Origin of the sequence: Desulfotalea psychrophila LSv54, from assembly GCF_000025945.1 — a bacterium.
Classification (GTDB): Bacteria; Desulfobacterota; Desulfobulbia; order Desulfobulbales; family Desulfocapsaceae; genus Desulfotalea; species Desulfotalea psychrophila.
The window spans coordinates 1,147,753-1,160,260 of the sequence record NC_006138.1 but is presented as its reverse complement, the minus strand read 5'-3'; the positions used below and the strand labels follow the sequence as shown (position 1 = coordinate 1,160,260).

The following is a 12,508-nucleotide window of genomic DNA, read 5'->3' as shown; positions in this document are numbered from 1 at the left end:
CAGGCAGAAAAGCATTCTCTTTTATTGGCACCTTAAAGAATACACAGGCTTTTATCCTGGTGAAAATGCTTCACTGTAACAGACAGTTCACGATTACTAGTCAAGGAGAAAACATGTCCGTAGGAATTTTAGCCCTTGTGGCGCTCGTCCCCCTCATGCTGGCCCTGGTGCTCATGGTCGGCCTCCGTTGGCCTGCCACCAAGGCTATGCCCGTTGCCTGGCTCTCCTGTGTTATTGGAGGAATCGCAGTCTGGCAACTTCCCGCGGCCTATGTCGCGGCCCTCACACTCCAGGGACTCGTCACAGCAATAGGTATTCTTATTATTGTTTTTGGTGCGATTATCATCCTCTACACCCTGCAGTACAGTGGTGGCATGGAAACCATTCAATATGGCTTCCAAAATATTACCCGTGATCGCCGTATCCAAGTGCTTATCATTGGTTATATGTTTGCAGCCTTTATTGAAGGTGCAGCAGGCTTTGGTACCCCGGCAGCCCTTGCCGCACCACTGCTCTTAAGTCTTGGTTTTCCCCCACTCTGTGCGGTGGTCATGTGCCTTGTCTTTAACTCCTTCCCAGTAACCTTCGGAGCTGTTGGTACCCCTGTTGTTCTTGGTTTTAGTTATCTCACAGGTATGGTGGATGAAGCAGTTCTAGTGGGCGCTCCCGGAGTAAATTTCACCTCCATGGAGGGCTTTAACCAGCTTGTTACCCAGTGGTCTACCCTGATGCACCTGCCCATGATTTTCATCCTTCCCATCTTTATGCTCGGCTTTATGACCCGCTACTTCGGTAAAAACCGCAAGTGGAGTGAAGGATTTGCCGCTTGGAAGTTCTGTATTTTCTCCGCCGTAGCCTTTTCCGTTCCCTACCTCCTGACAGCATGGCTGGTAGGCCCGGAATTTCCTTCCCTTATCGGTGGTCTTGTTGGACTTGGCATCGTTGTTTTTGGCGCTAAAAATAATTTCTGTATGCCTAAGAAAAGCTGGGATTTCGGTCCCGCATCGGAGTGGGATAAAGAGTGGACAGGTCTTGTCAGCGCCGATAATGCAGGTGAATTCAAAGCCCATATGAGCCAGCTCCGGGCCTGGGCCCCATATATTCTCATTGGCCTCATTCTTGTCGTAACCCGTATCCCATCCCTCGGCCTGAAAGGGATACTTGCAGGCGTTTCTATTCCCTTTACCGATATCCTCGGTTTTGAGTCCGTTGACGCCAGCATAAAGTACCTCTATCTTCCAGGAACCATCCCCTTTGCTCTGGTGGCCATCCTTACCATCTTCCTCCACAGAATGCCCGCCGCCAAGGCAGCTATTGCCTGGAAGGAGGCTATTAGCAAGATGAAGAGCCCGGCCATTGCCCTCTTCTTCTCTGTTTCCATCGTCTCCATCTTCAAGGGTTCCGGAATCGTTGATGCTGCCCTGAATCCAAATAACTACCCATCAATGCCTCTGGCACTTGCCGAGGCGGTTTCCGGACTGGCAGGACAGACCTGGCCGATGTTTGCCGCATTTGTTGGCGGTCTCGGTTCTTTTATCACCGGCTCCAATACGGTTTCCGATCTTCTCTTTGCAGAATTTCAGTGGGGCGTAGCATCCAGCCTTAATCTCCCTCATCAAATCATCATTGCTGCCCAGGGCGTTGGCGGAGCAATGGGTAATATGATCTGCATCCATAACATTGTGGCAGTATGTGCTGTGGCTGGACTCTCTGGCATGGAGGGCGCAATCCTTAAACGTACAGCCTTACCCTTCCTTGTCTACGGCCTGGTTGTCGGAATTATGGTCTACCTTCTGTCATTTGTCTTCTTTCCAGGAGTCTTTTAGTTAAAAACTCACCAACCGGCAGGATTAGCCACCTATCCCTGCCGGCAACGTTATTATTATCATATATTTTACAGGAGAAAAGATGTCCAATTCCAAATTAGCCAAAGAGTTTGCGGCAATCGTTGGTGCAAAAAACGTGTTGCACACGGAGAGCGATCTCCATACCTACTCATACGACTCGGCAGTACTTACCCCGTCGGTTCCTGCTCTGGTTGTCAAGCCCTGCACCACCGAGGAAATAGGTCCCGTAACCAGGCTCTGTAATGATCTTGGCCTTCCCGTCACCGTACGTGGTGCCGGCACCAACCTCTCGGGTGGAACAATTCCCCATCCCGGCGGAGTCGTTCTTCTCACCAATGGTCTGAACAAGATACTTGAGATTAACGAAGAGGATCTCTATGCCGTAGTAGAGCCCGGTGTAGTCACCGCTCAGTTTGCCAACGAGGTGGCAAAACGTAATCTCTTTTACCCGCCTGATCCAGGCAGTCAAGCCGTCTCCACCCTGGCCGGTAACGTCGCTGAGAATGCTGGTGGACTCCGGGGTCTCAAATACGGTGTCACCAAAGACTATGTAATGGGTATAGATTTCTATGACGTCAATGGCGATCTCATCAAATCCGGTTCCCGCACAGTCAAATGCGTAACAGGATATAATCTCACCGGTTTAATGATTGCCTCCGAGGGCACCCTCGGCATCTTCAGCAACATCATCCTTAAGCTTGTCCCACCCCCAAAGGCCTCCAAGGCTATGATGGCTGTTTTCGATGATATTGATAAGGCCTCAGAAGCTGTGGCTGGAATTATTGCAAGCCACATCGTTCCCTGTACCCTTGAGTTACTCGATAACGCTGTTATTCGTTATGTTGAAGACTACACCAAGGCCGGTCTACCAACCGATGCCCAGGGAATTTTGCTCATCGAGGTAGATGGCCATCCGGCAGAAGTTGCCGAAGATGCAGAAAAGATTGTTAAGCTCTGTAAAAAAATCGGTGCTACCTATGTTCAGGCGGCAGAAACTGCAGCGGAACGAGAAAGCCTCTGGACTGCACGTCGTAATGCCCTCCCCGCTCTGGCCCGAGCCCGCCCAACAACAGTACTTGAAGATGCTACGGTTCCCCGTAGCCAGATTCCTGCAATGATTCGTGGGGTTAATAATATTGCGAAAAAGCATAACCTTTCCATAGGCACCTTTGGCCACGCCGGTGACGGCAATCTTCACCCAACCATTCTCTGTGATCGCCGGGATAAAAAGGAATTTGCCCGAGTTGAAGAGGCAATTGATGAGATATTTGACGTTGCCCTTTCTCTAAAAGGCACCCTCTCTGGAGAGCACGGCATCGGTATCGCTAAGTCTAAATGGATGGAAAAAGAAACCTCAAGAGCTACTCTTGATTACTCACTAAACATGAAAAAAGCTATTGATCCCAAGGGAATCTTAAACCCCGGCAAGATCATTGGAGGTTAGTAAAAATGTCTGATCTTAAAAAATTAGCCGATCAGCTCATGGAACTCGATGACCAGATGGCCTCCTGCATGAAATGCGGCATGTGCCAAGCGGTCTGTCCAGTCTTTGCTGAAACCATGCATGAAGGTGATGTTACTCGGGGCAAGATCGCATTACTTGAGCAACTTGCTCGTGAAATGATCAAGGATTCAGATCAGGTGAATGAGAAACTGACCAAATGCCTCCTCTGTGGCTCCTGTGCAGCGGCCTGCCCCAGTGGCGTACATATCATGGACATCTTTATCAATGCCCGCGTTATTGTCACCACCTACAAGGGTCTCCATCCGCTGAAGAAGATCATATTCCGAGGGTTTTTAACCCGCCCAAAACTCTTTGATTTTCTTACCTTGGTAAGTGCACAGTTTCAAAACATTTTTGTTCATAAGGAAGATGCGGCTGCAGCCACAAACAGCTGTAGCCTCCTCACTCCGTTACTGGGCAAAAGACACTTCGGCTCTCTGGCCAAGCGACCCTTTCGACTGGATTATCCACAGCTGGATACCCCGGCGGGCAAAAGCGGGGTGAAGATTGCCTTCTTCCCCGGTTGCGTTGTGGACAAGATGAGCCCCCATATCGGTCATGCTGCCATGAAGATCTTTAAGCATCATGGTGTTGGCGTATTTTTACCAAAAGGTCAGGCCTGCTGTGGCATCCCCACCCTCGCCTCCGGAGAGACCAAGGCCTTTATTGCCCTGATGAGACAAAATGTTCAGGCCTTTGACAACAAAGATTTTGACTATATCATCACCCCCTGCGGCACCTGTACAGATACCATAAAAGAGCTGTGGATCAAGATGATTGACGATGAAGATGCCATCTTCAAAGAAAAGGTAACCCGTCTTGCAGCCAAGGCCATGGATATCAATGAATTTATTGTTAATGTCCTCGGTGTTAAGGAGCCTGCTGAAAAACCAGTCGGCGGCAAGGTCGTCACCTACCATGACCCATGCCATCTGGCCAAGTCCCTTAAGGTTACCAGCCAACCACGGACCCTGCTCAAGTTGAATCCGTCCTATGAGTTCAAGGAAATGACCGATGCCAATAAGTGCTGTGGAAATGGTGGCACCTTTAATCTCTTCCACTACGACCTTTCAAAGCAGATAGGTATGCATAAGGCCGACAATATAAGGGCGGTTAAGGCAGATGTGGTCAGTACCGGTTGCCCGGCATGCATGATGCAACTTGCCGATGTCCTCTCCCAATCGGGTGGAGGAGTCGAGGTGCGTCACGTTATAGAAATTTACGCAGAATCATTACCATAGCAGTACCCCTCCCGCTATCAGTTTAGCGGGAGTTTTCCCGAATCAGTGCGGCCTTCAAAAGACACTCTGATCCAGGGACGAAAAACAGGCCTCATCTAAAGATAGGATAGGGTCAGGTATCGCCGCAACAAAAAATTATCTCGCGTACAAGGAAACAAAAATGACAGAAAAAGACATACAACTTTTCAGCGACAGGGCTGAGGCAGTTCATGCCTCAGTGGCCAGGGTCTCTTCAATGGAAGAAGCATATAAATATGCTGTAGACCTCTGTGCTGAAAAGGAAGAGCGTAAGCCTTTTCCCGGATGCCCGAAGGATCTTTCCAATAAACCAGGTAAAATTATTGCTGCCCCGACCCTGAGCGATGACCAGTTTGCAAGCCTTAAAGGCCTAGCTGATGCTAAGGACTTTAAGCTTATCAAGAACAATATGCGCTCCTACCTCGGTGGCGTTGACATCGGATTCACCTTTGCCGACTACGGTATTATCGACACAGGCACAATTGTTCTCAACTGCCCAAACGAAGAGTTACGCCTTGCCACCATGGTAAGCGAAGCACATATTGCCGTTCTCCCCGTAGCAAAAATTGTTGCTGACGCCTACGATATTGAAGACATCCTCACGGGTTGGATGAAAAAGGCAGACTACACAGCCTTCATCACCGGACCCAGTCGTACCGCAGATGTCGAGCGTGTTCTTACCGTTGGCGCCCATGGCCCCCTCTATCTCCATATTCTTCTTTTGGAGGAAGTGTAATGCAAACTGCTAAAAACCTATCCCAGTACAGAACAGAGCTCGACGAAGCCCTTAACGATGACTTTCTCAGAAGCATGATGGACAAATTTGCCATCTCCTATAAGGAGAGCAGACACAAGGCATTTGCCGGCATCGATGACAAAAAGCTCATAGGCGAAATCGCCTGCGCCAAAAAAGAGGCTGTAAAAAACCTTGACGCGCTCTACGCCCAGTTTAAAAAGAACGCCGAGAAAAACGGTGCCGTTGTTCACCTGGCAAAGGATGCCCAGGCAGCAAATGAGCTGATTGCCCGGATCGCCAGAGATGAAAATTGCCAGTCGGTGGTTAAGGCTAAGTCCATGACCTCCGAGGAAACCCTCCTTACTCACTACCTCGAAGACGAGGGTTTTGAGGTAACAGAGAGTGATCTTGGCGAATACATCATCCAGCTCCGCCACGAGGGCCCCAGCCACATGGTTGTGCCTGCCATCCACCTCTCTCGCTACCAGGTGCGTGATCTCTTCAGTGATGTTACTGGCAAGAAGCAAAATGATGATATTACAACCCTTGTCAGGGTGGCCCGTGAGGAACTTCGTGGCGTATTCGTCAAGGCCGATATGGGTTTTTCCGGTGGTAACTTTGCCATTGCTGAAACCGGTACCATCGGCATTGTCACCAACGAAGGTAACGCCCGAATGGCAAGTACCGTGCCACGCGTTCACGTTGCCCTGATGGGACTTGAAAAGCTTACCGCAAATATGCACGATGCCCTGCGCATCCTCAAGGCCCTCCCCCGTAATGCCACCGGCCAGGGTCTCACCTCCTATGTCACCTGGGTAACCGGTGCCAATGAATGTGCCAGCACCGACACCGGCAAGAAGATGCACTATATCTTCCTCGATAACGGTCGTAGTGCCATGGCCAAAGACCCTCAGTTCTCTCAGGTACTCGCCTGTGTTCGCTGCGGGGCCTGTGCCAATGTCTGCCCCGTATACCGAATGGTTGGCGGACACAAGATGGGCCATATCTATATCGGTGCCATCGGTCTCATCCTCACCTATTTCTTCCACGGTGAAGAGAAGGCCAAAAATCTGGTCCAGAACTGTATCAACTGTGGCGCCTGTAAGGAGGTATGTGCAGCCGGCATTGACCTGCCAGCCCTGATCAAAGAGATTCACATCAGAATTCAGGACAAGGCAGGACATCCGCTCTACTCTGCCCTGGCCGGCAAGATGCTGAAGAACCGTAAACTCTTCCACAAGTTCCTCCGCATCGCCCAGACCGCCCAAAAACCTCTCAAGGGCAAAGACGGCTTCATGCGTCATCTGCCCATGGTCTTCTTCCCCAGCCATGACTTCAGGGCCCTGCCCACCGTGGCCAAGGAACCTTTCAGAGATATCTGGCAGAGAATCGGTAAAAACCCTGCTAAGCCCAAGATTAAGATTGCCTTCTTTGCCGGCTGTGTTCAGGATTTTGTCTATCCGGAACAATCCGTTGCCACCATTGAGAGCTTTAGAGACAAGGGGGTTTCCGTAGAGTTCCCAATGGAGCAGACCTGCTGCGGCCTGCCCATGCAGATGCTCGGCGAGATGCAGGCTGCAAAAGAGATTGCTATTCAGAATCTGGAAGCCTTTGAGAAGTGTGACTGCGATTATATCCTCAGTATGTGTGCCTCCTGTGTCTCTCACTTTAAGCACAACTACAAGAAGATTATTGGCGACGATCCTATCTACGCCAGCCGGGTGGATAAGATCACCGACAAGTTCATTGATTACAGCTCCTTTATGAACGATGTTATCGAGATGAAGAGGGAAGATTTCATCACCACCAAGGGTGAGAAGGTCACCTACCATGCCCCCTGCCATCTCTGTCGTGGCCTTGGGGTGAAAGATGCCCCACGCGAACTTATGGTTAAGGCGGGGCTCGACTATGTGCCATGCGCCGAGGAAGACGTCTGCTGTGGCTTTGGTGGCACCTACTCTGCTAAGTTTCCTAAAATTTCCGGTCAGCTTCTTGAAAACAAGCTAAAAAACATCCAGGAGACAAAGGCCGATATTCTCGTCACAGACTGCCCTGGTTGCGTTATGCAGATCCGTGGTGGTGCGAAAAAGCACGGTCTTAATATTGAGGTACGCCACATCGCTGAGATGCTGGCCAAGCGCAGAAAATAGAGACACCTCTCTAGCAGAAAGCTAGTGAAAAGGCGACGGGGATATCCCCGTCGCCTTTTTTTGTGCCCGGCAGTTGACAGCTCATGAGCAAACAAGACCACCACCCAAAATAGGAGGGATGCATATTTCCCTTCGTCTTCACCTGAATTTATATTATATAGTCATGATGCCACCGGACGGATACTCTGGAGGCAAGAGATAAGATTTTCCTTGAGCAAAAGTCAGAGACCTAGGAGTATTATGCTACGCCCATTTCTAAAAGTCCTGCCCACTGTTGGCAAGAATGTCTATGTAGATAGCAGTTCTGTTGTTATCGGTGATGTCCGCTTGGGTGACGATGTCAATATCTGGCCACTGGTGGCAATACGCGGTGATGTCCACACCATTACCATCGGCGCCCGCACCAATATTCAGGAGGGAAGTGTCCTCCACGTCAGTCGCAAGAGCAAGATAAAACCCAATGGTTTTCGAATCGATATTGGCACAGATGTTACCATCGGTCACAAGGCCATGCTGCACGGCTGTCAGATAGGCAACAGGGTACTTATTGGTATGGGAGCTATTGTCCTTGATGGAGTCATCATAGAGGACGATGTACTACTGGCAGCGGGTTCTCTGGTCACCCCGGGGAAGAGACTTGAAAGCGGCTTCCTCTATCAGGGCAGCCCGGCCCAAAAGGCCAGACCCCTGAGAGAGGATGAGCTTGACTATCTGCAAGAGTCTGCCCAAAGCTATGTCACCCTGAAAAACGACTACCTACGGGAAATATAGACGGGCCACAAAAAAATGGCAGCTCAAGCTGCCATTTCCACTACATTCACACCTTAAGTCTACTTAACCTTGGCCACAGAACAACCGGCACCCTTCCAGGCATAGATACCACCTGAATAGCGATAGACGTTTTTATAACCCAATTTTTTCGCCCAGACAGCACCATTATGACTGCGAGTACACTTAACAAAGCCACAGTAAACCACAATAGTAGCATCCAGATCACTACCTAAGAGGGCCTTATAATCCGCCTCTGTCTTACCGGCTGTCTCGGCGCTATCCCAGATATTCATATCTGGAATAGGAAAGAGAAACTGGACAGCACCGGGAAGATGGGCCTTTTTATAACTGGACTCATAGGGCATGGTATCAACGATGACCATCTTCTGGCCCCCATCAATCATCTTCTTCAACTCATCTGTAGTGAGCAGATCGTAACCACCACGCTGAACCTCACGCACAAGCTTGACCGCCCCTGTTTCCTTTTCTACCTCTTTTTTAAACTTAGAGCTACCAAAGGCAAAACAGTTTCCTGCAACTGCCAGACAGAGGGCAAAAACCAATGCCGATACTTTAATATTCATTTCTTCTCCTTAAGGAATAATGGATTTAAAAAAAGCGGCAGCCAAAGCTCCGCATATGCTTTTCGCAGGGTAAGGGGGATAATGACAGGAATAAGAAGGAGAAAATCACGGATCAGGGCTGTACGTATGCCCGAAAAGGCAGCCTGCTCCGGATCTTCGGGGCCAAAGCAACCGCAGTCAATATCAAGCCCGAGATAGAGGGCGTAGCTTAAAATCAAAATAAAAGAGATGAGCAGAAAAAGGGCAGCCCATACCCCCTCCACCCGCCCCTGCAAGAGGGCAAGACCTAAAACAACTTCAAAAAGGGGCAGGAGATAGGAAACAGGTATGACCAGCATGTCGGGCAACATGCCATAGGCCTCAATGGTCAGGGCAAAATCGACTGGATGGAACAACTTGGGGATGCCTGCATAGAAAAAAACCACAGCCAACAGGCAACAACAGGATCTGTCTATATAGTGGTACTTTTTATCTTGATATCTGGCAGACATACCTCACCCGTATTAATAGTTTAACAACCTCAACAAGTTGCTATTCTTTAATAATTAGGTATATAAGTCAAATAGTTAATCCAGATATCAATAAGTTCAATAATCGCTTCTCCCTATACATCCTCCACTGCAGGCAAGAAAATCTCAAGAAAGCTCAAGACGCATCAGGATGAGATCTCTGCCATCGTCTCTCTCAACGACCAGCTCGGTATCTCTGGTAATATCATTTTGACTGGCAAGGACATCAAAGCCAAAGAGAAATGATTCCACAACAATACCGGCATTTTCACCGATACAGATTTCAGCCTTTTGCACCCTCTGGGCCTCATGTTCATGGGCAAGGTCAAGCAACTGATCGTGCAGGCCCTGGGCAAGAGAAAACTCGTGCATAATATCCTTCTAAATAAGACTAGACATCTAAACGGGAAAATCTGGAAGACTCCAACTTATACTTAAAGTATGCAGCACAAATGCCCTCATTGGAAATCATACAGGGCCCCACGGGATTCTGCAGGGTACAGGCCATACCAAAGGCAGGACAGTCAGGCGGCAGGGCGCGTCCAGAAATAATTTCATTACAGTGACACATGCATTGATCCGTACCCTCAGCAAAACGAACATTAAAACGTTTAGTGGCGTCATAGAGGGCCAACTCATCACGGATAACAAAACCACTCTCAGCAATAGAGCCCAAACCTCTCCAAGCCGTTTCCGTTGGAAAGAAAACCTCTTCCACCACCCTCCGGGCCCGGGCTGTCTCTTCCATTGAATAAACCATGGCACCACTGGCATCCACCATGGATTCACCACGATGGATCTGCTTAACCATGCTGAGAATCCCCTGTAGAATCTCTGCCTTTTCAAAACCTGCAATACAACAGCTCAGGCTATGTTTACGGGCAAGATCGGCATAGGCTTCGGTGTCAGAAATGGTATTGATATGATCTGAACAGAGCAATCCCTGAATACTCAACTGGGGATCAAGGAGGAGGGCATCAATGGTTGGTGGAAGCAGGCGAATGGAAGGAATAACACAAAAATTTCCCACCCCATTTTGGGCCGCCTCTAAAATAGTCTCGGCAATACTGGGAGCCGTAGCCTCAAAACCCACGGCAGGATAAACAACAATCTTATCCTCCTCTACATAGGCCAGCTCAAGGGCCTGACGAGGAGAAGAGATAATTTCAACACGGTGCACTCCCTCATTGAGGACATCGGCCAAAGACTCCTTGCTCCCGCGTACCTTCAACAGGTCTTCACAGGTGGCAGTAATAACGTCCGGCTGGCGGGCAACCTTAACAAAGGCGTCAACATGTCCCGTCGGCATCACACAGACGCTACAACCAGGTCCAGCAACAAGTTCGATAAAATCGGGTAACTCTTCTCTGATTCCATACCGAAGGATGGCTCGGTTATGGGTACCACAAACAACCATTAAACGAATGGGCTTACTTACAACACGATGCAGCTCTTCAAGCAATGCTTCTGGGCTTGGAAGTTGGTTTATCACGTCCACCTACTCCTTTCTAATTTACCATGGAGCCAATCTACAATATCGACCCGGACAGGATCAATGCTCTCCACAAAAAACAACAACCGACCAACACTTTACCGCAACAACATAAAAAAAGGCAACAGATTGTTTTAGAATCTGTTGCCTTTTCAATAAACCGCCACGGCAAATATGACACGGTGACAAGGATAACCTACCGAAGATTATTTGACAATTCTGTCAATTTCTACACCTTCTTTATCCATAATAGATACAGTTACTGGAAGACCGCCATCCAGGCGGTGGGTAGCGCAAGACATTCAGGGGTCATAGGCCCGAACAGCCATCTCTACCCTGTTAAGAATGCCCTCATCATATTTTCCATCTTTGATGAGTGAACTTGCCGCCTGTCTCACAGACATATTCATCGGCGCAATATTGTGGGTGGTACCCACAATAAGATTTGCACTGGTAACACAGCCATCATCATCGGTTGTGTAATCATGAATAAGAGTACCACGAGGGGCCTCAACCACACCCACACCACGACCTGCCCGCGGGGTAACCTCCGCACGAACATGAGGATCGGTAATACCATCCCACTCGAGGAGCTCAATAGTTCGCTCACAGGCATAAACCATCTCAATCAGGCGAGCATAATGATAAAGCAGAGTCTGTTGGGCAGGACGACCAAATAACTCACGGAAGGCTTCAAGTGCTGCCTGGGCCTTTGGAGTGGAGATCTTGTCACAAACATTGATACGGGCCAGGGTATTAGAACGATAAATACCCTTTGGAGCACCAAGGCTCATATCAAAGCCCTCATTCCAAAACTTGGCATATGGCATTTTAGAATAGCCCCAAGGCACCGTATGCTCACCAATATGGTCAGCATAATCACGGTTTTGAAACTCTTCAAAGCTACCATCTGCCTTCATCATCCGCAGGTTACCATCGAAGAGACGAAGTGATCCATCCTGACGATCAACTGTACCGAGGAAACCAGTCTTAATAACGCCAAGCTCACCAATAACGTCCATGTACTTTGAAAATACATTGTTAATAGCAAAATCAAGGGCATAGGTGGAGAAGTCAAGCAGAGTACGGGCACCTTCCAGCAACTCCTTACGTTCCTCTTCAACCATTGGCTTGGAAAAACCACCGACAACACCGGCAATTGGGTGAATAGCCTTGCCAGCAAATTTCTCCAACATCATCTGACCAAGCTGACGCATCTTCACAACCTTGGACGCAAGTTCCGGAGCCGCCTTAACAACGCCCATAACATTACGTACAGAGTGATCTGCATCTGGTCCAAGAACAAAATCCGGGGCCGCCAAAAAGAAGAAGTGAAGAATCTTATCGTTGACATGAGCCAAAACCTGACACAACTCACGCAACTTATAACCGGTTGCCGTAGGGGTTACATCGAAACAACGATCAACTGCCTTATTGGAGGCAATGTGATGCATCCAAGGACAGATACCACAAATTCTATTTACCAGACGAGGCACTTCCTCTGCAGGACGCCCCTCAATAAACTTCTCAAATCCGCGCAGGGACTGAATATGCAAAAATGCATTTTCCACATTGCCCGTATCATCTAAATGAATGGCAATTTTTGCGTGACCCTCAATACGGGTAACAGGTGCAATCGTTAATACCTTTCCCATC

At 49.0% G+C, this 12,508-nt stretch carries 11 protein-coding genes; 6 read left to right on the top strand and 5 right to left on the bottom strand.

Annotated features, from left to right (window positions below):
• Positions 1-113 precede the first annotated feature (113 nt).
• The 6 genes from DP_RS05155 (at position 114) to DP_RS05130 (ending at position 8,267) form a co-directional block, all read left to right on the top strand.
• Positions 114-1,826 (top strand): L-lactate permease, encoded by a 1,713-nt coding sequence (locus DP_RS05155; RefSeq protein ID WP_041277650.1) that lies wholly within the window; start codon positions 114-116, stop codon positions 1,824-1,826.
• Positions 1,827-1,908: 82 nt separating this feature from the next.
• Positions 1,909-3,291: an FAD-linked oxidase C-terminal domain-containing protein gene (locus tag DP_RS05150; RefSeq protein ID WP_011188265.1), complete on the top strand. Its 1,383-nt coding sequence runs from the start codon at positions 1,909-1,911 to the stop codon at positions 3,289-3,291.
• A gap of 5 nt (positions 3,292-3,296) precedes the next feature.
• Positions 3,297-4,592 (top strand): (Fe-S)-binding protein, encoded by a 1,296-nt coding sequence (locus tag DP_RS05145; protein ID WP_011188264.1) that lies wholly within the window; start codon positions 3,297-3,299, stop codon positions 4,590-4,592.
• 160 nt (positions 4,593-4,752) lie between these two features.
• On the top strand, positions 4,753-5,346 hold the full coding sequence (locus tag DP_RS05140) for a lactate utilization protein (protein ID WP_011188263.1): 594 nt from the start codon (positions 4,753-4,755) through the stop codon (positions 5,344-5,346).
• The gene (ldhH, locus tag DP_RS05135; RefSeq protein ID WP_011188262.1) at positions 5,346-7,496 is read left to right on the top strand and encodes an L-lactate dehydrogenase (quinone) large subunit LdhH; all 2,151 of its coding nucleotides are present in this window, start codon (positions 5,346-5,348) and stop codon (positions 7,494-7,496) included. The genes DP_RS05140 and ldhH overlap by 1 nt, the downstream gene beginning before the upstream one ends.
• A gap of 240 nt (positions 7,497-7,736) precedes the next feature.
• Positions 7,737-8,267: a gamma carbonic anhydrase family protein gene (locus DP_RS05130; protein WP_041277649.1), complete on the top strand. Its 531-nt coding sequence runs from the start codon at positions 7,737-7,739 to the stop codon at positions 8,265-8,267.
• Between the two features lie 59 nt (positions 8,268-8,326).
• On the opposite strand, the gene DP_RS05125 is transcribed toward DP_RS05130, so the two are convergent.
• The 5 genes from DP_RS05125 to DP_RS05105 form a co-directional block, all read right to left on the bottom strand.
• Entirely contained in the window at positions 8,327-8,851 is a 525-nt protein-coding gene (locus DP_RS05125) for a rhodanese-like domain-containing protein (protein WP_011188260.1), read from the bottom strand.
• Positions 8,848-9,342 (bottom strand): MauE/DoxX family redox-associated membrane protein, encoded by a 495-nt coding sequence (locus tag DP_RS05120; protein WP_011188259.1) that lies wholly within the window; start codon positions 9,340-9,342, stop codon positions 8,848-8,850. Before DP_RS05120 ends, DP_RS05125 begins: the two co-directional genes overlap by 4 nt.
• 144 nt (positions 9,343-9,486) lie before the next feature.
• A complete protein-coding gene (locus DP_RS05115) occupies positions 9,487-9,732 on the bottom strand; it encodes a hydrogenase maturation nickel metallochaperone HypA (RefSeq protein ID WP_011188258.1) in 246 nt (81 codons plus the stop codon).
• A 19-nt stretch (positions 9,733-9,751) separates the two neighbouring features.
• Positions 9,752-10,858 carry a hydrogenase formation protein HypD gene (hypD, locus tag DP_RS05110; protein WP_011188257.1) on the bottom strand — a complete coding sequence of 369 codons (1,107 nt, stop codon included), beginning with the start codon at positions 10,856-10,858 and terminating at the stop codon, positions 9,752-9,754.
• Between the two features lie 296 nt (positions 10,859-11,154).
• Entirely contained in the window at positions 11,155-12,507 is a 1,353-nt protein-coding gene (locus DP_RS05105; protein WP_041277648.1) for a Ni/Fe hydrogenase subunit alpha, read from the bottom strand.
• Position 12,508: the final 1 nt, after the last annotated feature.

Excerpts from the sequence above, each read along its gene's own strand:
- DP_RS05155 (WP_041277650.1), top strand. The coding sequence starts at position 114 with ATGTCCGTAGGAATTTTAGCCCTTGTGGCGCTCGTCCCCCTCATGCTG.
- DP_RS05150 (WP_011188265.1), top strand. The coding sequence starts at position 1,909 with ATGTCCAATTCCAAATTAGCCAAAGAGTTTGCGGCAATCGTTGGTGCA.
- DP_RS05145 (WP_011188264.1), top strand. The coding sequence starts at position 3,297 with ATGTCTGATCTTAAAAAATTAGCCGATCAGCTCATGGAACTCGATGAC.
- DP_RS05140 (WP_011188263.1), top strand. The coding sequence starts at position 4,753 with ATGACAGAAAAAGACATACAACTTTTCAGCGACAGGGCTGAGGCAGTT.
- ldhH (WP_011188262.1), top strand. The coding sequence starts at position 5,346 with ATGCAAACTGCTAAAAACCTATCCCAGTACAGAACAGAGCTCGACGAA.
- DP_RS05130 (WP_041277649.1), top strand. The coding sequence starts at position 7,737 with ATGCTACGCCCATTTCTAAAAGTCCTGCCCACTGTTGGCAAGAATGTC.
- DP_RS05125 (WP_011188260.1), bottom strand. The coding sequence starts at position 8,851 with ATGAATATTAAAGTATCGGCATTGGTTTTTGCCCTCTGTCTGGCAGTT.
- DP_RS05120 (WP_011188259.1), bottom strand. The coding sequence starts at position 9,342 with ATGTCTGCCAGATATCAAGATAAAAAGTACCACTATATAGACAGATCC.
- DP_RS05115 (WP_011188258.1), bottom strand. The coding sequence starts at position 9,732 with ATGCACGAGTTTTCTCTTGCCCAGGGCCTGCACGATCAGTTGCTTGAC.
- DP_RS05105 (WP_041277648.1), bottom strand. The coding sequence starts at position 12,507 with ATGGGAAAGGTATTAACGATTGCACCTGTTACCCGTATTGAGGGTCAC.